The 23,355-nt window shown below is 43.1% G+C and carries 21 protein-coding genes and 1 CRISPR repeat array; of the genes, 4 read left to right on the top strand and 17 right to left on the bottom strand.

Translation table 11 applies throughout. From position 1 onward, the window contains the following. Nucleotides 1–3 precede the first annotated feature (3 nt). Nucleotides 4–228, bottom strand: a complete 225-nt coding sequence (locus tag ACSLBF_RS18415) for a FeoA family protein (RefSeq protein ID WP_440056854.1) — start codon at nt 226–228, stop codon at nt 4–6. Nucleotides 229–498: 270 nt separating this feature from the next. On the opposite strand from ACSLBF_RS18415, the gene ACSLBF_RS18420 reads away from it, so the two are divergent. The 3 genes from ACSLBF_RS18420 to ACSLBF_RS18430 all read left to right on the top strand — a co-directional run bounded on the left by ACSLBF_RS18420 (nt 499) and on the right by ACSLBF_RS18430 (nt 1,470). Beyond that, a complete protein-coding gene (locus ACSLBF_RS18420) occupies nt 499–762 on the top strand; it encodes a hypothetical protein (RefSeq protein ID WP_440056855.1) in 264 nt (87 codons plus the stop codon). 138 nt (nt 763–900) lie between these two features. After that, nucleotides 901–1,149 carry a hypothetical protein gene (locus ACSLBF_RS18425; protein WP_440056856.1) on the top strand — a complete coding sequence of 83 codons (249 nt, stop codon included), beginning with the start codon at nt 901–903 and terminating at the stop codon, nt 1,147–1,149. Between the two features lie 63 nt (nt 1,150–1,212). Beyond that, nucleotides 1,213–1,470, top strand: a complete 258-nt coding sequence (locus ACSLBF_RS18430; protein ID WP_440056857.1) for a hypothetical protein — start codon at nt 1,213–1,215, stop codon at nt 1,468–1,470. Between the two features lie 458 nt (nt 1,471–1,928). On the opposite strand, the gene ACSLBF_RS18435 is transcribed toward ACSLBF_RS18430, so the two are convergent. From ACSLBF_RS18435 to ACSLBF_RS18450, 4 genes are all read right to left on the bottom strand, one after another. Further along, nucleotides 1,929–4,103 (bottom strand): peptidase domain-containing ABC transporter, encoded by a 2,175-nt coding sequence (locus tag ACSLBF_RS18435; protein WP_440056859.1) that lies wholly within the window; start codon nt 4,101–4,103, stop codon nt 1,929–1,931. Then, entirely contained in the window at nt 4,096–5,061 is a 966-nt protein-coding gene (locus ACSLBF_RS18440) for a rhomboid family intramembrane serine protease (RefSeq protein WP_440056860.1), read from the bottom strand. The genes ACSLBF_RS18435 and ACSLBF_RS18440 overlap by 8 nt, the downstream gene beginning before the upstream one ends. Before the next feature lie 48 nt (nt 5,062–5,109). Next, complete coding sequence (locus ACSLBF_RS18445; RefSeq protein ID WP_440056862.1) at nt 5,110–5,277, bottom strand: hypothetical protein; 168 nt, start codon at nt 5,275–5,277, stop codon at nt 5,110–5,112. Between the two features lie 203 nt (nt 5,278–5,480). After that, nucleotides 5,481–6,737, bottom strand: a complete 1,257-nt coding sequence (locus ACSLBF_RS18450; RefSeq protein ID WP_440056863.1) for an HlyD family secretion protein — start codon at nt 6,735–6,737, stop codon at nt 5,481–5,483. Between the two features lie 479 nt (nt 6,738–7,216). On the opposite strand from ACSLBF_RS18450, the gene ACSLBF_RS18455 reads away from it, so the two are divergent. Beyond that, nucleotides 7,217–7,477, top strand: a complete 261-nt coding sequence (locus ACSLBF_RS18455; RefSeq protein ID WP_440056864.1) for a hypothetical protein — start codon at nt 7,217–7,219, stop codon at nt 7,475–7,477. Between the two features lie 72 nt (nt 7,478–7,549). Here ACSLBF_RS18455 and ACSLBF_RS18460 read toward each other — a convergent pair whose 3' ends face one another. The 12 genes from ACSLBF_RS18460 to cas3 all read right to left on the bottom strand — a co-directional run bounded on the left by ACSLBF_RS18460 (nt 7,550) and on the right by cas3 (nt 23,350). Next, complete coding sequence (locus ACSLBF_RS18460) at nt 7,550–8,401, bottom strand: GNAT family N-acetyltransferase (RefSeq protein WP_440056865.1); 852 nt, start codon at nt 8,399–8,401, stop codon at nt 7,550–7,552. A 77-nt stretch (nt 8,402–8,478) separates the two neighbouring features. Continuing rightward, nucleotides 8,479–9,687: an organoarsenical effux MFS transporter ArsJ gene (gene arsJ / locus ACSLBF_RS18465; RefSeq protein WP_440056866.1), complete on the bottom strand. Its 1,209-nt coding sequence runs from the start codon at nt 9,685–9,687 to the stop codon at nt 8,479–8,481. A 9-nt stretch (nt 9,688–9,696) separates the two neighbouring features. Continuing rightward, nucleotides 9,697–10,707 carry an ArsJ-associated glyceraldehyde-3-phosphate dehydrogenase gene (locus ACSLBF_RS18470; RefSeq protein ID WP_440056867.1) on the bottom strand — a complete coding sequence of 337 codons (1,011 nt, stop codon included), beginning with the start codon at nt 10,705–10,707 and terminating at the stop codon, nt 9,697–9,699. Between the two features lie 37 nt (nt 10,708–10,744). Continuing rightward, the gene (locus tag ACSLBF_RS18475) at nt 10,745–11,488 is read right to left on the bottom strand and encodes a metalloregulator ArsR/SmtB family transcription factor (protein ID WP_440056868.1); all 744 of its coding nucleotides are present in this window, start codon (nt 11,486–11,488) and stop codon (nt 10,745–10,747) included. A gap of 1,053 nt (nt 11,489–12,541) precedes the next feature. Beyond that, a CRISPR array of direct repeats spans nt 12,542–14,217; the repeat unit is 29 nt; unit sequence CGGTTTAGCCCCGTGTGTACTGGGAACGC. A gap of 148 nt (nt 14,218–14,365) precedes the next feature. After that, nucleotides 14,366–14,671, bottom strand: a complete 306-nt coding sequence (cas2e, locus tag ACSLBF_RS18480; RefSeq protein WP_440056869.1) for a type I-E CRISPR-associated endoribonuclease Cas2e — start codon at nt 14,669–14,671, stop codon at nt 14,366–14,368. Further along, a complete protein-coding gene (cas1e, locus tag ACSLBF_RS18485) occupies nt 14,671–15,597 on the bottom strand; it encodes a type I-E CRISPR-associated endonuclease Cas1e (protein ID WP_440056870.1) in 927 nt (308 codons plus the stop codon). Before cas1e ends, cas2e begins: the two co-directional genes overlap by 1 nt. Before the next feature lie 60 nt (nt 15,598–15,657). Continuing rightward, nucleotides 15,658–16,440 carry a type I-E CRISPR-associated protein Cas6/Cse3/CasE gene (gene cas6e / locus ACSLBF_RS18490; protein ID WP_440056871.1) on the bottom strand — a complete coding sequence of 261 codons (783 nt, stop codon included), beginning with the start codon at nt 16,438–16,440 and terminating at the stop codon, nt 15,658–15,660. 10 nt (nt 16,441–16,450) lie between these two features. Next, the gene (gene cas5e / locus ACSLBF_RS18495; protein ID WP_440056872.1) at nt 16,451–17,200 is read right to left on the bottom strand and encodes a type I-E CRISPR-associated protein Cas5/CasD; all 750 of its coding nucleotides are present in this window, start codon (nt 17,198–17,200) and stop codon (nt 16,451–16,453) included. A 10-nt stretch (nt 17,201–17,210) separates the two neighbouring features. Beyond that, complete coding sequence (gene cas7e / locus ACSLBF_RS18500) at nt 17,211–18,257, bottom strand: type I-E CRISPR-associated protein Cas7/Cse4/CasC (protein ID WP_440056873.1); 1,047 nt, start codon at nt 18,255–18,257, stop codon at nt 17,211–17,213. A 14-nt stretch (nt 18,258–18,271) separates the two neighbouring features. Continuing rightward, entirely contained in the window at nt 18,272–18,880 is a 609-nt protein-coding gene (casB, locus tag ACSLBF_RS18505; protein WP_440056874.1) for a type I-E CRISPR-associated protein Cse2/CasB, read from the bottom strand. Beyond that, nucleotides 18,864–20,453, bottom strand: coding sequence for a type I-E CRISPR-associated protein Cse1/CasA (gene casA / locus ACSLBF_RS18510; protein WP_440056875.1), 1,590 nt, complete (start codon nt 20,451–20,453; stop codon nt 18,864–18,866). Before casA ends, casB begins: the two co-directional genes overlap by 17 nt. A 44-nt stretch (nt 20,454–20,497) precedes the next feature. Then, nucleotides 20,498–23,350, bottom strand: coding sequence for a CRISPR-associated helicase Cas3' (gene cas3 / locus ACSLBF_RS18515; protein ID WP_440056876.1), 2,853 nt, complete (start codon nt 23,348–23,350; stop codon nt 20,498–20,500). Nucleotides 23,351–23,355 lie beyond the last annotated feature (5 nt).

Consider the following 23,355-nt stretch of genomic DNA (forward strand, 5'->3'; position numbering starts at 1 on the left):
TACTCACACTTCTACCTCAATGAACTTAGCATCCGCTTTGCGAACACTAATAAAGGTATCACCTACTTTAATCTGTATTGGACAGCCCAACGGCGCTAAGTTAATGACTTGAACTGATTCGCCAGGAATAAGGCCAAGAGCCATAACTCGGCTAAGTAACGCCACATCAGGGTGTTCAATTGATTTGATTTTAGCCGTGGTATTTTTTTCTAGTTCATCTAACGTCATTGATTATGAGAACCATTTGCAATTAAAGTTTTAGCAATCATACCCTAATGCCTTTCGCCTTTAAACACGTTGAGATTAAATAAGTAACATGACTGCACTGTTCCTCTGACAAGTGACGAATAAAAAGAAGACAGAAAAATTAACCGAATGCAATCAAGTTGTTATTGAAAAATGAAAAAAATACATGTAAAGATATAAGGGACATCATTTAAGGAATGAGCTGTCATACATTAATAATAATTTTAACTATAAGTTTTAAAAGGAATAATAATGAAACTATCTACATTACTCATCGGCGCAAGCGCGCTTCTTACTGCCTCATTATTAGCAGGCACAGCTTCAGCAAGTTATGGGCCTGTGAAAAACCCGGTATCGGGGCAAACATATTATGAGGCAATCTGTCTTGACAAGAACACTCATCGTTTGATTTATCGAGAAGTTTACACTGATGAATCTTCAGCACAGATTAGTGCAATGACTTGCAACGATCTAATGGGTGGTAACGGATGGTATAACCAATTCACTCAAAGATAGTACTCAGTTGCCCTGAGAGCACAGGGCAACCATACCGCAATGTCCACTCTTTTAAATAAACGGTTCCCCCAACAAGGAGCGGACAAAAACGCCAATAACACTATTTAATTTTAACCAAATGTTTTGCAAGGAATTATTATGAAATTATCTACACTACTAATCAGCGCTAGTGCGCTTCTTACTGCGTCTATCGCAACAACCGCGACCGCGAGTTCACCAACCACACAGCAAGCAGACGGCAAGCAAGATTTTTGGGACGTGATTTGTCATACAGGTCGCTATAGCAGCAAAGTCACAGTATACGATTATGAGTGGGTTGGTGTTGAGGTCACTATATGTGAAGACTTTATGGGCGGCACGGCAACAGTAGCTAAAGGCAGACGCTAACAGAAACTCGGTAAACCACAAATAACAATAATTTAAAATGAAAAAGTAACTCTAAGGAAAGCAATGAAACTATCTACATTACTCATCGGCGCAAGCGCGATTTTGGTAGCATCATTTACTCAAGCAGCAATTGCAAATCAAAATGCTGTAGCTCAGATAGCAAATCAAACTACTCAAACCTACACCGTAGTGTGTCTAAATTGGCGAAATGGGGAAGAAGTTTTTAGAAGAGACTATCAAAACAGGGACTATGCTCATAAACAAATGAGCATCTGTAGTAATGCAGGTCTAATACCCATACTTCTACCAGTTTCAAGATAATCCTTTCACTGAAAAGCTAACCAATTAAATAAGGTTAGCTTTATTGTTTAATAGCAATCACCTAAATAAGATAAAAAGTTATTAAAGAAATAAGCATGAACTTAAAACTAATCGTATTCAGCGCTATTGGCGCTCTGACTATGTCGGTATGAGCTCACCAGCAACCGCTCAACAAGAAGCTGCATCATACCTAACCCCAGCTAAAGGTTATTACACTTACCGAGTCGTTTGTACAGACAGAGAAACCGGACGTACAATTTTCAATCGAACATCCCATGATTTGGAACTTGCTGATGCTAATTTAATGTTTTGTTTAGAGATTTTTAATGGTCGAGGTTCGATTTCAACTATTTAACCTCAGCTGAGGTTATTTAACTCGTAAAAGGAATAAGTAAACTCTACTTTCTTATTTATTCCTATCTTTATATCTCAAGATGCATCTGCCTTTCGCAGTTGAGCTATGCTAACTCGGGCTGACTAATTTGCGATTTGCGCTGTTGGCCGGATAACCTAACCAGATTGCCACCTTCTAAATGATACACCTGCTCAGCCATATTAATAGTTTCTTGACGGTGGGCGATCATAATACGAGTAATTGACAAATGCTGGACCTGTTCACTGATCTTTGCTTCGTTATCTTTATCAAGATGACTTGTCGCTTCATCCATAAACAGTATACAAGGTGATTGGTACAAGGCACGAGCCAGTAACAATCGTTGTACTTGACCACCAGATAAATTTGCTCCCATGTCACCAACGAGTGAATTATATCCCATAGTCATGTTGGCAATATCATCATGAATTACGGCTAAATGAGCGCATTGCTCTATTTGCAGGTAGTTGGGTTGTGGATCAAAAAAGCTAATGTTATCTGCAATAGAACCAGCTAATAAGGTATCGTCCTGCATTACTGCTGCAATTTGTTTTCGATAGTTTTTCAAGCCAAGTTGGGTAATATCTTTGCCATCAAGTAACACCTTGCCTGATGTTGGTTGTAATAACCCGAGCATAATTTTCATTAATGTAGTTTTACCCGCGCCGGATGCTCCGGTAATCGCGATAGCGTCACCCGCATTTAGAACAAGGTTTACGTTATTCAAAATCGGCGTATGTTCTTCACTGTAGCTAAAACAGATGTTCTCTAAAGTAAGCTGACCTTTAGGTGTATCTCCTTCCTGTGGGCTTTCATTGGCTAAGTAGGTTGCTGCTCCCTCACGATTCGCCTCTTGCTCAGTAAGCGCGATATCTGAAATACGGTCAAGATGTAGACGCATCATTTTAAATTGAATTATTTGTTCAATTAAATTGGCAAAACGAGTGGTAAGTTGTCCTTTATAAGCAATAAAAGCCAGTACCATACCTACCGTTAAACTATTCGCCATGACCATAACTGCAGCAAAATAAATCACCAAAACATTTTCTAAGCCAAACAGTAGCTTATTAAAAGAATCGAAACTGATATTTAATCGACCTAAACGTATTTCACTATTAATCACTTCTGCATAGCGATTTTGCCAAATCCCTTGGCGCTGCGATTCGTTACCAAACAATTTAATGGTTTGCATACCGCGAATATTTTCTAAAAAATTAGATTGCTCTTTGGCTGATGCTTGGATCATTTCTTCAGTTGCTTGATGCAGGGAACGATATAACGCTAATCGCACTAAGGTATAAAGTGCAATTGCAGCAAGCACCACTGCTGTCAGTTTTAAAGAATAAAGTGCCATCATCACTAGTACCGTAATTGCCATCACGCCGTCAACTAGTGTTTCAACAAAACCGGTTGTTATACGCTCACGTATTTGCGCTAATGACCCAAAACGCGAAACAATATCGCCTACATGACGCGATTCAAAGTAACACATGGGTAAACGCAATAAATGCCTAAGTAGATTTACACCCATTTGCATATTTAGCAAACTAGAAAGACGTAATATTAACCAACTTCGAACCGCATTCGTGATAACTGAAATAATAGCTATCAAGGCAAAGCCAATCGCTAGCACTGTAAGCAAAGGCTGATCAAAACTAATTAAGACTTCATCTACTACCCATTGCATGTAGTAAGGTGTCATTAAGGCAAATAGTTGAAGTACCAAAGAAAGGCCTATTAGCTTTACCAACCCTGATTTTAAACCTGACATAGAAGACCACAATTGGGTGAACTTCATTTGAGCCTTTTCTTCTTTCACTTCAAATTTACTGGTGGGAGTAAGCTCTAAACAAACCCCAGTAAAGTGTTTGCTAAACTCTTCAGTTGTTAAAGTGCGTTTACCCACCGCTGGGTCATTGATTGAAAACTTTGCACCGCTTCCTTTACCCGAAACTTTGGTTAATACAACAAAATGATTCATATCCCAATGCAAAATACAAGGCGTTTGCAACTTATGAACTTCATCAAGAGGGCACTGTAATGCACGACTCGCTAAGCCCAAACTATCACCCACTTCAATTACTTGCTGCAGACTCATCCCTTTTAAGTTGGCAGAATAGCGCTTTCTCATTGCTGCCATATCCAACTTATGCCCATGATAATTAGCGACCATAGCCAAAGAGGCGAGACCACATTCTGCAATTTCAGATTGCAATAAAATAGGTACAGATTTGTTGATTGAGAAGTTTAATTTATTCATAGGGTTTCTTGTTTTCGAAAAGTATGTAAATAAACGCCATACCACCTACCAGTGCACCTATCACATGGGCAAAATAGTTTACTTCATATTTTGATAATAATGAGCCAAATGTAGAGATAACCATAATTGATAAAATTGATAGTGCTATTGAACGATTTTTCTTAACTTTCATCATTGTAAATAATGAAAAAGTCATTAATGCATAAACACCTCCTGACATTCCTGCAACAGCATCTATATGGTTAGTATTGTAGAAAGATAAGAAGTAAGCGCCTACATGACTTAAGATCGCACCAAAAAAAAACAATATAAAACATATTTTCTTGGACAAGTGGAACACCACACTAATAAATAGAGTCGCCAGACAAGTGTTTGTCACCCAATGGAAAAAATCAAGGTGAATTAGAGGTCCAATTAGAAATCTCCAACATGTTTCCATTGATATTTCAGGGTAATAAGTTCCAAAAAGCAAAATAAGATTCTCCAACCCATTAAAACCAGATCTACTTTGCATAAACAACTGAAAAAAGTACACAGCCGTAGATATTACTGTGAATTTTATTGCAATTAATTTTGAATCGTAAATCACACTATAAAAAAACCTAGCCCTATTGCATGTATTACTCAAAACTCTCGTTGCTTGATAAAAATCCAAGCCAACAAGAAAAACGACACAACCGAGCCCTAGAATCACCGTAGACTCTAATGCACTGTAAAAAATGGAAGACCAAAGAATTACAGTAAGAAGTAACACTGAAATCAAATATAAAAAAATCTTACACATGCTTTTTTTATAGCTCTTGAATATACTTTCACCTAACAAGCTGTGTTCTGGAGGTGTAACGTAGGTTCCATCTATGTCTTCTATAAGTATTGCTTTTATAGGTTTCCAATCTGTTAAAAGCATATTCTTGCTATTTATTTTTGATATTTTTCCAAATGCTGACTTTATTTTCATCGGGTATTTTTCCTTACTAAGGCGCATATGCGCCTTAGTCTGAAGTTATTACTCTAAGCTATAGCAAATAATTGCTGCAGCAAAAGCAAATACTGCAATTCCACCTGAACCTATTGCAAGGGCTGCGCCCATTAACCCTAACTGCAATGAACCACCTGCACTTGGGCTCAGCCCACCATTTACTTCCTCAATTTCACATACGTTTAATTCACGCATAATGTATTTTCCTTTTATTTCGGCTATACTTGCCGAGAAATTAATTTGCTAACTTTTGTTAGCGGTTAATTAGGCTGGCTTTAGTTGTTCTCGCTAAAGTTGACTAAAGTCAGCCGCCGTTATTTTCTAACAACGCGGTTTTAGAATTGCCTTGCTAGAAAATTTATAGATTCTGAATTGGATTCAGAATTTTAAATTGTTTGTCAGCCTACTCTGCCTTTTAGGCTATAGATTGGTTCTAGCAACCACTCAATCAAAGTGCGTTGCTCTAACATAATGTCTGCTTCGAACAACATCCCGCTTTTTAATTCAAATGCTTGACCATAAGCTTTTATTTTCTGTTTAGTTAATTTTGCACGTAGACGATAAACAGGTTCTTGCAATGTGATTGGCAGTTGTACTTCATTTGGGACAATAAGTGCTCGGTCTATACGAGTAATCTCACTTTCAATAAAACCAAAACGTTGATAGGGGAATGCATCAAAACGTAAGCGTGATATTTGGCCTTTAGCAATAAAGCCAGCGCTTCGAGTCGGTAATAATAATTCTGCGATTAATTCTGAGCCTTCAGGCAGTATATGTAATAACGGTTTAGATTGTGCTTTTGAAGGAGAGAGTGTTTCGCCTTCAACAACTTGAATACCCGTAACAATGCCAGAATGACTTGCAGTTATAATATAGCTATGGTTGTTGTGTACTTGCGCTAGTTGATTTTCTATATCCGCTTTTTCACGCTGTAAACTATTAGTGCGAAGTGAATATTGCTGAGGTAAGTTCGCTTTATCAAAGGCAACTTGCGCAATTTGATTGCCTTGCTGAAGAAGTAAACGAGTAATATTTTGTTTTTCTTGCTTTGCTTCTAGCAAAGCTTGTCGTTGATTTTCTTTTTCAAATGTTGAAATAAATCCGCCACTGCTTAACTTTTCAACATCATTTTGCCGTTCTAATAACAGGTTTAGCTTTTCATTTGCAAGTACCAATTGCTTTTCTAACGCTATTTTTTCGTTATTTAACGCGCCTATTTTATTGTCTAAGTTTTGATACTCTTTGACTTGGATCGTCCGATATTGGTTTATTTCTTCGTCAAGCAATACTAATTTTGAGGTTAACTTTTTCTGTAACTTTCCACTTAAGCTTAATCCGTCTGAGCTATTTTGGTGAATGACCATGATTGCTAAAGTCTGACCTTTATTAACAACATCGCCTTCTTTAACTAATAAGCGTTCAATCGTCCCACCTTGAGTGGAAAAACTCTTAATCACTCCTTTACTTGGCATTAAAAATCCACGGACAGTTTCTTTTCTGGAGTACTCGGCAGTAAATAAAAAAGAGACGATTACCACAGCAATAGAAACTAAAATTACCACTGTGAGTTTAATAGATAATGGTTGAGCTAGAGTAATTTCACCCGATAAACGTTCGCTTTGATGGGAAACAGCTTCCTTTCTGAATAATGACATATCACTAAACCTATTTAATCCGTTAAATATTTAGTGCCAAAAATGTTAGTACATTAAAAATCATTTCGCCAAGAAAGGACTTTATAAAAATTAAACCAAGACTAACAAACAGCTATTATTATTATTAACTTCAATAGGTTAGATAAAAATAAAATTTCATTTTTTACTTCACCTACGCCAAATTGGTTAAACTTTTTAAGAAGTTCGCTAAGCGTCTTTTCAATATTAAAATCATTCAATGATTAACAAAAAAACGCAGGCTTTTTAGAACACCACAAACTTAAACAGTCGTGATGTATTAAATAACCTCAACTGCGGATCAGTAAATTTTCTCAATCTGCGACGATACAAATAGTAGCTATATGATTTACTTGCTTTTATGCTAAATAAATGTGACCATAATGGGTACATTGTAAAAGGACAGTTTCACTTTGTGATTTGCAAGATAATTTTATTGATAAAATTTAAAAGGAATAAAAATGAAACTTAGCTCAATGATCTTTGGTGCAGCCGCTGTTTTAGTGACTAATGCCGCTGTTGCACAACCAGCTCAACCAGCTCAACCAGCTCAACCGTTAACTCAAGAAGCATCGACTTCTGCTACCGTTTATAAAGTCTATTGCTATGATAATAGAGGTAAATTCTTATTTCTACGCGAAAGTAAATACATTGGTATTGCTCAAACTGACTTAATGTTATGTGAAATGATGGGCGGACGCGGTAACCTAGTTGCGGTATAACGTTCACACGTTACGTACGGAAAGTAAGTCAGTTTAACTGGCTTACTTTAAAATAACGACTTGGGGTTAACCCTACCCCACCTCAAAAGACGTGACACCATAAGTGCGTCGCAAGTCAATATTCGGACAATCCCCCGTATACATTCTTGCCGTTTCAAACTCTGCTTTCATATTGTGCTTTGCCGCTAACTCTAACGCAGCCAGATTGGTATCTGGTATATCTAAAAATACAGGTTTAGTTCCCTCAACTTTTGCTTTTAGCGCGATGAATAAGGCTTCAGCCTGTTCCGGAGAATCTGCATACAAAGGTCCAATTTTATAACCTGAACGGCATGGGCGGATCACGCCATACCCGCTGATCAACCCATTGTCCATAATCGCCAGCGCGTTACTCTGTGGTTGCGCAATCCAATGCTTTAAAAAATTAGAGCGGCTCACAGGAAAGAATGGTTCGCTGTAAGTTTCAATATCTGACCATGACAAATGGCTGAGCTTAACAATCGGCTGTGTTGTATCCGGCTCTCCCCCACCGACTCCAGCAAAGCGGATATTGCTATACGCCAACTTAAATCCGGATTTTTTGTAATTTTCCTGCTGTGCCAGTACACCGTCTAACCCAACATTACAGCCTTTCAGATATTCAAGCCCTGCACGCCATATTTGCATGCCATAACCTTGCCCACGATACTCCGGTTTTACGATATAAAAACCTAAAAACCCAAAACTATTATCATATTTCACTACTGAGATTGTCGCGATAGGTTTTTCACCAAGATAACCAATTAACAACCCATTAGGATCAGCCAGATAATAATTCTGAACATCTTCTAAGCCCGGATTCCAACCTTCTTGAGCGGCCCACTCTACTGCGATAGCCAACTCATCTAGACTCATGGTTTTTATTTTGAATTGATTTTCAGACATTGTGTTCCCTTGCGGCAAACCGAATAAGTTGGTTAATGATAACCTAGATTATCATTAACCTTAGCGTACCAAGCTGTTTAATCTGCTTTTGCGGGAAGTTGTGTCGTTGCTAGGGCTGCAATTAACACGAATAACGTCGACACCAACAAACAAGCCACAATACCAAATTCAACAAATACCCAACCAGAAAGCACAGTACCAAGTAACCTGCCCATAGCGTTTGCCATATAGTAAAAGCCGACATCTAGCGATACACCATCGGCATCTGCCATGCTGACTATCAGGTAACTGTGAAGTGAGGAGTTTAGAGCAAACACCAGTCCAAACAACAATAAGCCAACCACAATGACCGCTTGCTGCCAGTCATAAAAGTGCAAACCAGCAGCAATAAGCGCTGGGATCACACACAGTAAAAATGCCCAATTGGCTGCTTTAGCAGGATACTTTGCCACCGCTTCACGGTTTATCAATTTAGGGGCCGAAGATTGAACGCCACCATACGCAATCACCCAGCAGGCCATAAAGCTGCCTATCCACCAATGATCCCAGCCAAACTGCTGAGATAAATACACAGGCAGTGCCACCACAAACCACACATCTCTGGATGCAAACAAAAATAATCGCGCACCAGAGAGAATATTAATGGCTCGACTTTTAGAAAAGACCTCACTGAATTTAGGCTTGTTTTTGGCTTTACCCAAGTCATTTTGCAGCATAACTAGACTAAACAGCCACACAAACAACAACACCGTTGCCATTAGCCACATTGCGCCTGCAAAGCCAACTAACGTTAATAGCAATCCACCCAAAAAGAATCCAACACCTTTTAAGGCGTTTTTTGAGCCAGTTAAAATGGCAACCCACTTAAACAAGGTGCCTTCCTGCCCTTGTGCAACCAGCATTTTAATTGAGCTTTTAGCGCTCATTTTGTTGAGATCTTTGGCGATACCAGATAGCGCTTGTGCCGCCATCACATAAGGTACAGTTAGCCAAGCTTGCGGTACTACCAACATCAGCAATGCTGCTACTTGCAAGCCCAACCCGATGTTCATTGTTCTATTTAGTCCAAGTCTGGCACCCAGCCAGCCTCCCACCAAATTAGTGATCACACCAAAGATTTCATAAAACAAAAATAACATCGCTACTTCTAGCGCATTGTAGCCAAGCTGATGGAAGTAAAGCACCACCAGCATGCGCAACGCGCCATCAGTCAGCGTAAATGTCCAATAATTACCAGTAATAATCAGATATTGTTTAATATCATTGGGCAAATCACGGAGCGCCATGGTTAACCTCTAACCTTTGATAGAACGACCAACTTTCAACATCAATTCGGCAGTACGATTAGCATAACCCCACTCGTTGTCATACCAAACATAGAGCTTAACTTGGGTGCCGTTAATCACCATGGTTGACAGGGCATCAACCACGCTTGAACGCGGATCTGTTTTATAATCAATCGATACTAGCGGGCGTGATTCATACCCTAAAATACCTTTTAGCTCGCCATTTGCCGCCTCTTCCATCCACTGATTAATTTCTTCAATGGTGGTTTCGCGCGCTAGTTCAAACACACAATCGGTTAATGAAGCATTCGCTAAAGGCACACGAACCGCATGTCCATTTAATTTACCTTTAAGCTCAGGGAAAATATGAGTAATTGCGGTGGCAGAACCGGTTGTAGTTGGGATCAAGCTCATGCCGCAGGCACGGGCACGACGTAAGTCTTTATGTGGCGCATCTAAAATAGTTTGAGTGTTAGTAATGTCGTGGATCGTCGTCATTGAGCCATGCTTAATGCCGATTTTATCTTGTAATACCTTAACCACTGGTGCTAAACAGTTGGTTGTACAAGACGCGGCGGTAACTATCTCATGCGGTGTTTCGTCATATAAATGGTCGTTTACACCCATAACAATATTCAGTACACCGTCTTCTTTAACTGGTGCAGTAACCACAACACGTTTTACTCCTTGTTTAGTGTACGCTTCAAGCAGTGACTTTTTCTTCATCACACCAGAAGCTTCGATCACTACGTCACATTGCGACCAATCCGTTTCATCAATGGTTTTATTTTGAGTAACGGTAATGACTTGCTCACCTACCTTAATTTGCTCACCCTGATGTGACACTTCGTGGTGCCAGCGCCCATGTACTGAGTCAAACTCAAGCAAGTGTGCCAAGGTTTCTGCATTGCCCGCTGGATCGTTGATCTGTACAAACTCAACCTCAGGCCAATCAAAACTTGCTCTTAGCGCTAACCGACCCATGCGGCCAAACCCATTTATACCCACTTTAATTGTCATCTCTGACTCCTTTAATTATTGAAATTGCTGCTAATAATCAATTGCAGCAGCTTGTTATTCTGCTCGGGCGATCACCCATGTTTTCTAACCGGTTCAACTCTTTGGAAATTGCTTCTGGTTCTCTTATCACCGTTGAGTTCAAGATCTGTTTCATCCAAATAGGTAGCGCTGGGTTTAATGAATAAAAAACCCATTGCTTGCGTTTTACATCACGTAAAATCCCTAATTTTTTTAGCTGCGCCAAATGCCTAGACACTTTTGGCTGGCTTTCTTGTTCAAGTGCTACCATTAACTCGCAAACACATAGCTCTGGCTCTATCACCAATAACAACAAGGTCTTAAGGCGAATTTCATCACTGAGGGCTTTATAAAATTGCGCGGCTGATAGCACTGGATTATGAAAGCCCATTTTCATGGTAAGGGATTGAATTTTATTATTAAGTTTTATGAGAAGAGATAAATCATCCACTTCGCTTTCAACTGTCACTAAACGCCACGGCTCCACCAAGCGAGATCCTGCTGGCGGTTTATCTGTGCTGTTATCTAATACAATCACAGCATCATACACAGCTGATTCTGACTGAGTTGAGGTCGATGGCTGCAACATATTTACCGAAAACGATGCTAAAGCCTGTTGTATTAGCAGCCGTGAAGTTTGTTCAGATTCAGGTAATGCAGAATGAACAAAACCAGAAATGGAACCCTGCGAGTGAACACTCAACAGTGCAACGGCAACTTCGGCAAACAATGGGTTACTCGGACAAGAAAATAAAACGTTCAATTGGTATACATAATAAAATAGTTATATAACTTTATTGTTATATAACTTAGTACCGACCGTCAATCCAAAAAGTATGACACTTAGGTTAATTTGAAGAGGTGAAGAATGGAAAGTTGCCCCACATCGTTATCAGAAACACAGCTTTCACTTCATAGACCATTGGAGTAATTCCAGTTCGTCCAGTATGTACGGGGGCGAAGCAAGACCGAAACAACGTTTCGCAGCTTGCTGAGGTGAAGTCATGGCTGAAAGTGGAGTTAAGTGAGTAAATAGTTTCACTCACACCACTTGAAGGCGACGAGCTCTGCGAGGAGGGGGACTGACCGAAGGAGACTGCTTCACGGACGAATTTAGTTCACGATTATTTTGTTTAGCCCCGTGTGTACGGGGGCGAAGTAAGACCGAAACAACGTTTCGCAGCTTACTGAGGTGAGGTCATGGCTGAAAGTGGAGTTAAGTGAGTAAATAGTTTCACTCACACCACTTGAAGGCGACGAGCTCTGCGAGGAGGGGGACTGACCGAAGGAGACTGCTTCACGGACGAATTTAGTTCACGATTATTTTGTTTAGCCCCGTGTGTACGGGGGCGAAGTAAGACCGAAACAACGTTTCGCAGCTTACTGAGGTGAGGTCATGGATGACCGAAGGAGACTGCTTCACGGACGAATTTAACTCACCGATTATCTTATTTAGCCCCGTGTGTACGGGGGCGAAGTAAGACCGAAACAACGTTTCGCAGCTTGCTGAGGTGAGGTCATGGATGACCGAAGGAGACTGCTTCACGGACGAATTTAGTTCACGATTATTTTGTTTAGCCCCGTGTGTACGGGGGCGAAGTAAGACCGAAACAACGTTTCGCAGCTTACTGAGGTGAGGTCATGGATGACCGAAGGAGACTGCTTCAAGGACGAATTTAACTCACCGATTATCTTATTTAGCCCCGTGGGTACGGGGGCGAAGTAAGACCGAAACAACGTTTCGCAGCTTACTGAGGTGAGGTCATGGATGACCGAAGGAGACTGCTTCACGGACGAATTTAACTCACCGATTATCTTATTTAGCCCCGTGGGTACGGGGAACGCAACAATGGTTACTGAGCAGAATCAGTTAAACTCGGTTTAGCCCCGTGTGTACGGGGAACGCTTAAACTCACCATTAGCATAAAGCTCCGCACCCGGTTTAGCCCCGTGTGTACGGGGAACGCTTAAACTCACCATTAGCATAAAGCTCCGCACCCGGTTTAGCCCCGTGTGTACGGGGAACGCTCAGGCACGGGTCTTGCGGCGCAAGTTAAATCCGGTTTAGCCCCGTGTGTACGGGGAACGCTTACGTATCGAGAACTGGCTATTAATCCGCTCCGGTTTAGCCCCGTGTGTACGGGGAACGCTAAGCATATCGCTACTGAGTGTAAATTTTAGTCGGTTTAGCCCCGTGTGTACGGGGAACGCTGTAAACTCTTGTATATCTCATTCCGTGAGTTCGGTTTAGCCCCGTGTGTACGGGGAACGCTGACCTGCCAAATCCCAACAAATACGAGAGATCGGTTTAGCCCCGTGTGTACGGGGAACGCTGGTGATGGTTGATACAATTGAAGAAGAAAAGCGGTTTAGCCCCGTGTGTACGGGGAACGCCGCATCCAGTGAATTATCAAAATTAACTGCCACGGTTTAGCCCCGTGTGTACGGGGAACGCCGATGCGGAACAAGCGAAGTTGATCAGGTTGACGGTTTAGCCCCGTGTGTACGGGGAACGCCAACCGCGAGTAGTTTTACATCGTCGTCAGTACGGTTTAGCCCCGTGTGTACGGGGAACGCTCAGCCATAGAAAACGGCTGTTTTCCATTTTCCGGTTTAGCCCCGTGTGTACGGGGAACGCTGCATCATCGTCTTCTGTAGCTGAAGCGTAACCGGTTTAGCCCCGTGTGTACGGGGAACGCTAGTCTAGGAATTGCCTCATTATTCATAATACCGGTTTAGCCCCGTGTGTACGGGGAACGCTCGTTTTTAGCCGTTTTTCAGCCTTGAACTTTCGGTTTAGCCCCGTGTGTACGGGGAACGCTGATCACATCTCGACCAAGTTTCCCGGCACTGCGGTTTAGCCCCGTGTGTACGGGGAACGCGTGAGGGTGCCGCTAAATACATTTAGCATACTCGGTTTAGCCCCGTGTGTACTGGGAACGCGCAAATTCACCGCGCTTTTTAAAATCCTCAAGCGGTTTAGCCCCGTGTGTACTGGGAACGCAGGTGCGTTTGGCCTTGGCAGCTAGCGCTTCCCGGTTTAGCCCCGTGTGTACTGGGAACGCTCAGCATAACGCCACCTTTTATTTTCCGGTAACGGTTTAGCCCCGTGTGTACTGGGAACGCATTGAATTGCAGGTCGAGTCAGTGCTAATGCGCGGTTTAGCCCCGTGTGTACTGGGAACGCATGGTGAGTTTGAGCATGAAGGTTCTTTAGCTCGGTTTAGCCCCGTGTGTACTGGGAACGCTTTCTTAGAGCGAGCTGAGCTGGAAAGAAATTCGGTTTAGCCCCGTGTGTACTGGGAACGCTTCAAAGAAAAGGGTCTTTCAAATGAAGCACCCGGTTTAGCCCCGTGTGTACTGGGAACGCTCCAATGAACTAATTACAAATAAATTTGCGGCCGGTTTAGCCCCGTGTGTACTGGGAACGCCACTCACAGAGACATAGCCTTTTTTTGCCAATCGGTTTAGCCCCGTGTGTACTGGGAACGCTCTAAAAGTATACACTTGTTTTTATTAAAGAAAAGTAACCCTATAAAATCTACCAAAAATTTTGGGTACAAACTTCTCTCTTTTTACAAGCCTAAAAATGCTAATTTTTATATTGTTAAAGAGCCAATATCAATAGTACAAACGCTAATTACGACTCGGTGCTTTCATCACTTCTGGGCGTATACTTAACCAGTCTCAGCCCTTGAAAATCCACCGGCATTCTGGCGTTTTCGCCATAGGTAATAAAATCAAAACCTGATTCGGTATTGGTTGCCCAAGCCATTACCACATTACCACTTTCAGCTAACTCACTTACCTGCAACCAGATCATTTCTCGAATGCGGCGACTGACATCGCCAACATAAACGCCCGCACGGATTTCCAACAGCCATACCGCCAACCGACCTCTTAACCTCGGTGGAACAGCTTCGGTTACCACTACACACATACTCATCACGAACCTCCACTGCGATGACCATCATCTCCGATCGACTCAGGTTCAGGAATTGCGGGGGGTTGTGCATCTTCATAGGGTTCTGGCGGCTTTATCTCTCCCGCAGCGAGTACTTCTTCAATAAGAGGAATAAGGCGTTGTAATACTTTGTCTTTACGAAAGGCTTCGCGACAAGCTATGCGAACCTCGCGATCTGGCGACTGTGGGCGACGTTTGGCTATTTTAAATGCGACAGGTACCACGGTATCGAATTTGATAATATCAGCAATATCATACACAAACGACAGCGGCTTACCGGTGTGTAAAAAACCAATTGCCGGCGCATAACCCGCCGCTAACACCGCCGCTTCGGTTACGCCATACAAGCAAGACGTTGCAGCGCTGATGCACTGATTAATAACATCACCTTTAGCCCAATCTTTAGGGTCGTAGCGCCTACCCTGCCAACTTACTTGATACTGTTTAGACAGTAATTCGTAGGTCTTGCGTACGCGCGTACCTTCAATACCACGTAGCTGATCAACCGATCTACGCTCGGGTGCAGGCTCGCCAAAACGTAATTCGAACATTTTACGCACCACCTTGAGTCGTAAATCTTCGTCCAACGCTAATTTAGCCTGATAGAGCAATTTATCTGAGCGCGCACCACCGGGTTGCCCTGCGGAATACAAGCGTACACCGGCTTCACCCACCCATATCAGCAAAGTGCCGGTGGTTGCTGCCAGCTTCACCGCTGCATGACTCACCCGAGTACCCGGCTCCAGCATAATACACACCACAGATCCCACTGGAATAAGCATCCGCTCACCGTTTACCTCGTCAATCACAGCAAATGCGCCATCCCGTACGTCAATACGCCCCATGCCAATAAAAATCATTGAGTTACGATCTTTGATTGGTATCGGTTTTAAAGGAAGAAATGCCATTCCCAGCACTCCTGTTGTTCAAAAATAAAAAAGGCGAGTCACCTCGCCTTATTGATTAATTTACAGTGGTTTAACTAGCAATAAGCCACAACCAAACGCTTTGGAGCGGCCGATGCCTTTAAACAGCGCCTCAGTGAATTTTTCAGGATCGGTCACTTCAAGCTGGCCTGAAATGTCTACTGTTGAGAATCGAATTTGGTTCTTGCCTTTCGCTACCTGATGTTGCTGATAAGCATAGATATCACATTCAACCAGCTCGGTTTTAGCACCTAATTTAGATAGACGAGCAGCCCACCACTCACGCAACACCAAATCAGTTTTAAACCTTAACCACATTTCAAGTAGCTCACTGCGTGCGATTTGCTCAGATAACTGTAGCTCCGCTTTCCAATTTGCAACCATCCCATCATCAGCAAAATCTAACAGCTGGTTTTTCAGTCGTGATTTTTTATCCCCCTTAGGGTTGACACCTAGCTTGGTAAGCTCGCTCAATAGCAAACTCTGCTGCGTATTCATCACTACATCGTGACGGCGATTACTTTTGCATACTGTTGGGTTAATGGTGATTTGATACCCTAGCTTTTGCCCAGCGTGTAATATCGGGTTGAAGCGCTTAGTTTGGATAGCAAACACACCTTCATAATTTTGGGGCTCCGTTGCTGAGAGCACCAAAAACTGATCAAGCGCATCATTGCTTGTGCAATACAAAAACGCTCGTTTTTGTTCCCCGGTAAACAGCTTCCAGAGCAATTGATGACTTGCGTAGCAGCCATTTACAGCGAGCTTTCGTCGCTCTTCCCTAGCCGAAGCACTATCCGACAATTTTACCTGACTTAAAAACACAGGTACCTCCTTACCTTTGATATTCAACTACCAGCTGATGCTCAGTGCGCAGGTCAAACAGCCATTCTTTTCTGTCTATCGGGTTATCCCGCACACTCTTAGTGTGCACACGCTCAGCATGTTCAGGTAGTAGATCTTCCCTATTTCCCTGCCAATAATAACTGACTGTTTTATCCGGTTTGAGCCAAATTGAATCGGCCTGCTCGGTACCCAATATTGGTGGAAACTCATGGTCTAATGCAGCTTTTAGCGACACGTTTCCAACCAAGGTCGGGCACAAAGGTGCAGCCAATGGGCAAGACTTTCGTCCAAGATACAACATGTACTTGGGCCTTAATAACGCCGAGCGGATCACATCAAGCGAATACTGTGACGAACGTGACTCCAGTGCAACAACCCACAAACCACTTTCTCGATAATCACGGTTTGAAAGTACTGTATTTACTTTCTTCGACTTGTATAACTCATCACGCCGAGTATATAACTGCGTTTTTTTATCTTCACTCGGCACCTGTGCTGTGTGAAAATCTCTAAGTAAACTGCCCACGTTGTATTGCTTAACATGACAGCTTAACGCTTCATTCAACGCAGTTAGCTCGGCTTTGTCTTCACGCTTAATTCCAAGTGCAGCAGCAACCAGACCGAGCAAGGCTCCGCGTGTTGGGCGAACATGAGTGGGCCTATCGCCCCCCACGGCCGCATCACCCCAACTCGCTAACGGGCCATACAGTCTGAACACCAAGTAGTTACTGGTTTTCATAGCAACTCCATTAATCAGCAGCAAAAGCCTGCAAAGACTTAAAGTTACCTTCACCGGTTAACACATTGATAGACTGGCGACTGTCTGCACAAGGTTCATAAACAGAATCAAAGTTCTTGATTTGGCTTTCTAATCGCTGCACTGCTATCTGCGTCACGTTCTCACTCTCGTCAAGGGCCTTTACAGGACTTACAAAAGCACTTGCCAGTGAACGAGGCTGCTGCTCCCCTTTTTCTACCAAAATGTAAGAGGCGTAAGCATGAGAAGCAAAACTATTTTGTTTTCCTTTTGGAGAGATCTTAGCGATACATTCAAGCAACGAAGTGATGGTTTTATTGGCAAGCTCTAAGTCACCAGAGAGATTGTCAACCAACTGTTCTTTATCAATGCAGATATAGTTATACAAAACCGCAGAAGCAAAACCGCTATCACCTATATGCGCAGCACCTTGCTCTCCTTTACCTGCATTCAGGTCATCCACCGCCGTGAAATAGTCACTTTCAACCGTCACGTTTTCCACGCTAATGGCATGTGCAACCTGACAGGCCGCTTCAACATTAAATTCTGGGCTTGAAGCCAACATGCGGCCAAACAAAGCAATATCCGCAGCTTGGTTTTCTGCTTTGAGTAACTGAAGTTCTTCTTTTTCAGGTCCGCGATTCTCTGCAGCTAGTTGGTCAGCCAATGCAAATACCGCTGCTTTTTCACTGGGGCTAATATGTGCTAGTTGCTCAATCTCTAGTGAATCTTTTTTACCCTTACCAAATACACCTGCGATCTCAATCGCCCAGCTTTTTGCATCTTTTTCCTTTATTTCTTTTTCTAGTAGATAGTTAAATACTTCTGTACCAAGCTTCTTCGTTCGAGTACCGATATGTTCTGCCAAGCTTGATTGAAACACATCACTTACCCGCCAATTACGCTTGGAGCTTTGCGAGCTGACTCGCAGACGTTCAAAGCCACCAAATTTGGCTGTTTTTGGCCGGCCAGTTTCTTCCCTGTTCAGATTTGCAGGTGCGTATGAAGTCAATGTGTGGATCTGAATAAATTTGCTCATGATATTTTCCTTATTTATGCCTTGCTCGCTGCATCTTTGTAATAGTCCATCGCCCAGCGTACGGCGATCCGCTTGTCTGCTCGTCTCGGAGCTTGATGGTAATGCTCTTCAAACCAACAGGCGATGTCATCCGCCAAACTTAAAATATTGGTTTTATGCTTTAGTTGGGCCAGAAGACGACTGAGTTGTGTAACAAACTCCTGCTCATTTTTTGCTGCCTGAAGGCTTTGAAATCTTAATTCACTCACCACAGGTTTATCAGTACCCTCTTCAAGGTGACCTAGATCACGAGCAAAAGAGCCATGCTCATGATGACTTCTCACCAAACTAAGGCTTTTTGCAATCACAGCAAAACAAGGCATAAGCCATGGTTTTCGGTTATCGTGTATTTCACTCGGTAGCGCCTGCCACAATGCAGAAAAACCTTGTGTTAGGTAGACATCGTCCAACCTTGCAGCTCGTTTGAGCTGAGCACGAAACACCGTAGGTGCGGGTCGAGTATTCAGCTCAGCTTGCGTTACTTCATCATCCGACATGGCTATCCACCAGCGAAACAGCGTGTGAAATGCATCCCAGCTTACTGATTTAAACAACTGGCTTTGCGGTTTATACTCCAGCTTCATTGGCTTGTGCCTCCTTGTTTTGTGTCTTTATGTCATAGCGACGTTTAAAGTCTTTGCTGGTCTTCTTACCATGTAACCAAGCAGTCAATTTTTGCCTCGCTGCAACTTTCCTAGCGATTGCTTTATTGTCCATCGAAGTGCTCAATACCACTTCGTCGAAAATATCTAACGCCGTATTGAGGGCCTGATAGAACCAGCGCTTTGCATCCTCACTACGTAGATCACCTTGAAGACAAATTGACTGAGCTGCAATAAAGTAATCACGCTCTGTGCGCTGCCAGTAACTTAATACATGTTGCGCCAAATCAGCTTTAACATCTTTGGGCCTGTCGAACAGCGCCTCTTTAATCAACGTACGCATCATGCTGCTAAACTCCATCGCAATTTGCAGCGCTTGGTTTAGGTCATGAATAACATTTTTACGTTTACTTTCGTCCAACAAAAATACTGGAAATTGGCTGTCATACCAGCCGCGGGCTTTCATATTGTCCATATCAAAGCCAAATGCCCATAGTCTTGGCTGCTGATCAACGTAATCTATTTTTACGTCGTAAAACTCTTGAATGACTTGGGCTGGGTGGTTTCCTTCACTTTCATTAGCGAAACACAATGCATGCCACTGCTTGTATTGAATACCACCAGGCTGCCCTTTACTGGACAAATTGTCTTCATTAGGTTTTTTCGGGTCATTACGATAATGTGTGAGTGGATGCCACCAACTCCCCGCATAGTTGTTGCCATAGTTCGTGGTGGCAAAAGATTTAACCAGCACCTCACTTTGATGCCCCGTCAGTGAGCAAGTGCCAGCTAACTTCTCTGGCAGCAAGCGTATGCGTCTGGGCATTGCCCAAAAGTGCGTAAGAAAGTGTGCATCTTTAAAGAGCACTTCTGTTCCTTTTTCTTTACTGACTTTGGTGCCTTCAAGCCAAGGGAAAATAATCCCTGATTGCAACTGTGCATCACTCACTTGAGGCTCAATACAAACATTAAGCCATAGTTTGTGCCACAAACTCGCTGACTCTTCATTGGGCAACAACAAGGTTGTCAGTGGTCCACCACCTCGAAGTCCAGTCCTATAGCCCTGACCACCTGAAGGGGCGTTTATTTGTAAGGTGAATAATGCAAGCGCCGCCATTTCAGGACTCATCGCGTCAACCTGACCTCGCTTTATAAAATGATCAACATTATTCTTAAGCGTGTTATCACCCGGAGTTTCAATCAACAATGTATTGATGTTCTGTGTGCCTGCGCTTTGTAGCGGATCTAAGTCCTGCATAAACAGCGGACCGTCACCAAACAGATTAAACGCATGTACTGCTTTATCGAATGACTGGGCAATCTCTTGCTCCGAAGGCGGTGATTCATACCAGTTGCACCAATATTCTCCTTCCTCTGGAGAGCAACAGGTCTGTAATAAGCCAATAGCAAACTGATACGCGGCTCCGTAAAAATCGGCGCGTGGCAAAGCAAAGTCAACTACATCGGGATTGGCTATCGCCGACAAAGGTAACTGCTTAACGGAATTATCCCTAAGCCGGTAAAATAGCCACGGGTCCTGCACTAAATTGTTCATACCATTTTCCCTACTTTAAATTGAGCTAACACCTGATTAAGGTGTCACGCACTAACCTCGATAAGTCCTTGGAAATTATCGTATAAAAACTTTTTATCACTTCCTTGCAACCAACATTGCTTGTATTTGAGTGAAGGGTTGCTCTCTATCAACTCTACCAACTGTTCATCATACTCACTCGGTACAGGCACCAGCTTTTTTGCGATGCTGTTTTGATCGACCCGAATTTCACTATGCTGTAGCAAATGCTTCTTAGCTAAACCCTCTGCGTAAAATGAAAGCCGTCCGTCGCTTGTAAGCTTTAACACCACAACTTGAACGCTCACTCTGTCGCTGTATCTGGTGTTGATCTCTAGCTCTTCACCCATCCAAACATTACCAGCTTGGCGACAATAGCCTTTTTGCCAATCCAGTTTCTGCAACGTCGCTTGGTTTTCCATCGCTCGTGTTTGCGCTTGATATTCACTGTGGTAACAGTCTAGGTTGGCTGGCCGAGTTTTTAGCGCTGCCTGACTGTAGACACTTTCAACAAGATCACGCGCATCGCCCGGCAAATACAACCCGCCTTTTTCTTTTAGTACTTTTTGCGTTAGCCAAATAATGGCAGGGCTTCGATATACAGCAGCCGTACCGGGATGAGTTTTGTGCAGCCAGTCCTTTTCGGGCTCATTTTGCCACTCAGGACAAAACACCTTCAAAACAGCTGAGGGACGTTTATCTTCTGACAGCGCGGGTTGGAAATTGCCGTGTTCATCGCGGATATGGCGTTTTAGTCGCCCTGCACGCTGAATTAAATCGTCTATGGGGCAAATATCACTGAGCATAAAATCACAGTCCGCATCGATTGATTCCTGAAACACCTGAGTTGAAATCAATATTTGCCCCAGTCTTTGCTGTGCGGTGCTTTGCTTACCCAGCCTGCCAAGTACCTCTTTTTCCTTTTGCTTTCTGTCGTATAAAGTAAAGCGACTATGAAACAAAGTGATATGTGTTTGCGGGTAACGTTCTGCGAGTAAAGCATGTGCTTGCTGCGCATCTGCGACCGTATTACGCACCCAAACAACGGCCTCGCCGCGCGACGCTCTCAGCAGTATCTCTTCAATACAGGCCTGCTCGCAGTGGGTAAACTCAACCTGCACAGATTTGTGATTTCTTGGCAAACTTGCGACTAGTTGCTCGTTTAATTTGCCTTGTTCATTTATCCAAGTTGCTAATGGAAAGCCTTTTTTTTGAGTGCGCTCGGGAGATTCAAGGCCAAGCTCTTCTTGCCAGATCTGACAAAGTCTGTTGCGCCTTTCCAGCGGCAAGGTTGCGGTAAGTAGGATCACACTGCCTCCAAATCGTAAATGAATACGTAACAAGTCTTCTAGCAGAGTGAACATATACTGATCTGCGGCATGCACTTCATCCAGTATCAATACTTTACGAAACAAGCCATGAAAACGTAGCGTGCTGTGTTTAGAGGCTAAAACCGACAGCAAAGGCTGATCAACCGTGCCAACGCCAGCATGAGCGAGCAACGCCTTCTTTTTAGAGTCAGCATACCAAGCATGGCAAGCCTGACTTGCCGTTTCATCAGCTTGACCATACTCAAGATCGGGTAATTGTTCTGTGACCAGCGAATCCTGATAGGTATCTTCCATCATGCTCGCGCCATGCGCTAATACCAGACTAGCTTTTTTACCGTCAACGGTCATCATTTGCCCGTAATGCTGTGCAATACGATGGTACATGGCGCTAGAGGTAGCCATAGTCGGTAGGCCAAAATAGAAACCATCTGCGGCCTTTGCCTGCATTAAACGATGTAACAAGATAAGCGCCGCCTCGGTTTTGCCCGCGCCTGTTACATCTTCCAGAATAAATAGCTGTGGTGAAGAGCCAACAGGCACTTGCTCAGCACACGACTGCAACGGAGTTGGTGTACTGAAGCCAAAATGTTCAGCGGTTGACTCATAAGGGAAAACCTCAACTCGCCCAGTCAGCTGCCTGTCTGAAAGTGCTTCATGCGCCTGTTTTGTAGCTTCGAACCAGTAGGTTTGTAAAGCCATCGGCTCAGAGTGATATGCAAAATACTTCGTGTCAGAACCCAGCCAATCAGCCAGAGTACACAGACCAGCGAGGTGCCAGCTAGCGTACCTCAGGTGATCACGCCACACTCTATCCGAAAACTTTTCTGTTGGCAGATCAATAGCGAACAGCTCAATGCAATACGCGATAAACTCTGTACAAGCTAGGTAATTTTCTTCGACACAGAAGTCTTCAACTTTGCTGCCAAACTTGTTGGCAGCAACTGGTTCACCGTGATGACCAAAAACACAATTTAGCATGACGCGAATCGAATCTATCTTTTTAAAGGCTTGCGTTACTTCATCCCCTGCACCTTCAATTTGCTTGGCACAGGTTTTCCAAAAATGATGTCCCAACCCATCATGCCGGGCATCCTTTGCACAGTAAGGTTCCCTTGACTTTTCTTGACTTAAATTGCTGTCATTAAACTCCACTAAATTTTGAAATGCTGAAGAAAATTTACCTAAATCGTGAATAGCAACAAAGAAACCAATCAGCGACTTAAGCTGTGGAATAGATAACCCCAGAAACTCGGACAAATCTTGAGTAAACTGTTTGTTTAGGTCTAAATAGGTCAGCGCAACCGCCGCCACATCCAAACTATGGAATACAAGCAGGTGATAACGGTGAAATTCTTCACTGTGCTTAGCAACTTTCCAGCCTTTTTTGTTTGCAAGTGCCTGTAGGTGCTCGACAGATTTAACGCTTGGATAGCGTTCAACGATAGCTAATAATGACTCGCCATTAATCTCACTCATGCAGTAATCAACTTCGAGTGGCTTTTTAGCTTTGCCCCAGTATTTGAACATTAAACTGTTTAAATCTGTCATGTTGC

This window comes from Pseudoalteromonas sp. T1lg65, from assembly GCF_051930985.1.
GTDB lineage: Bacteria > Pseudomonadota > Gammaproteobacteria > Enterobacterales > Alteromonadaceae > Pseudoalteromonas.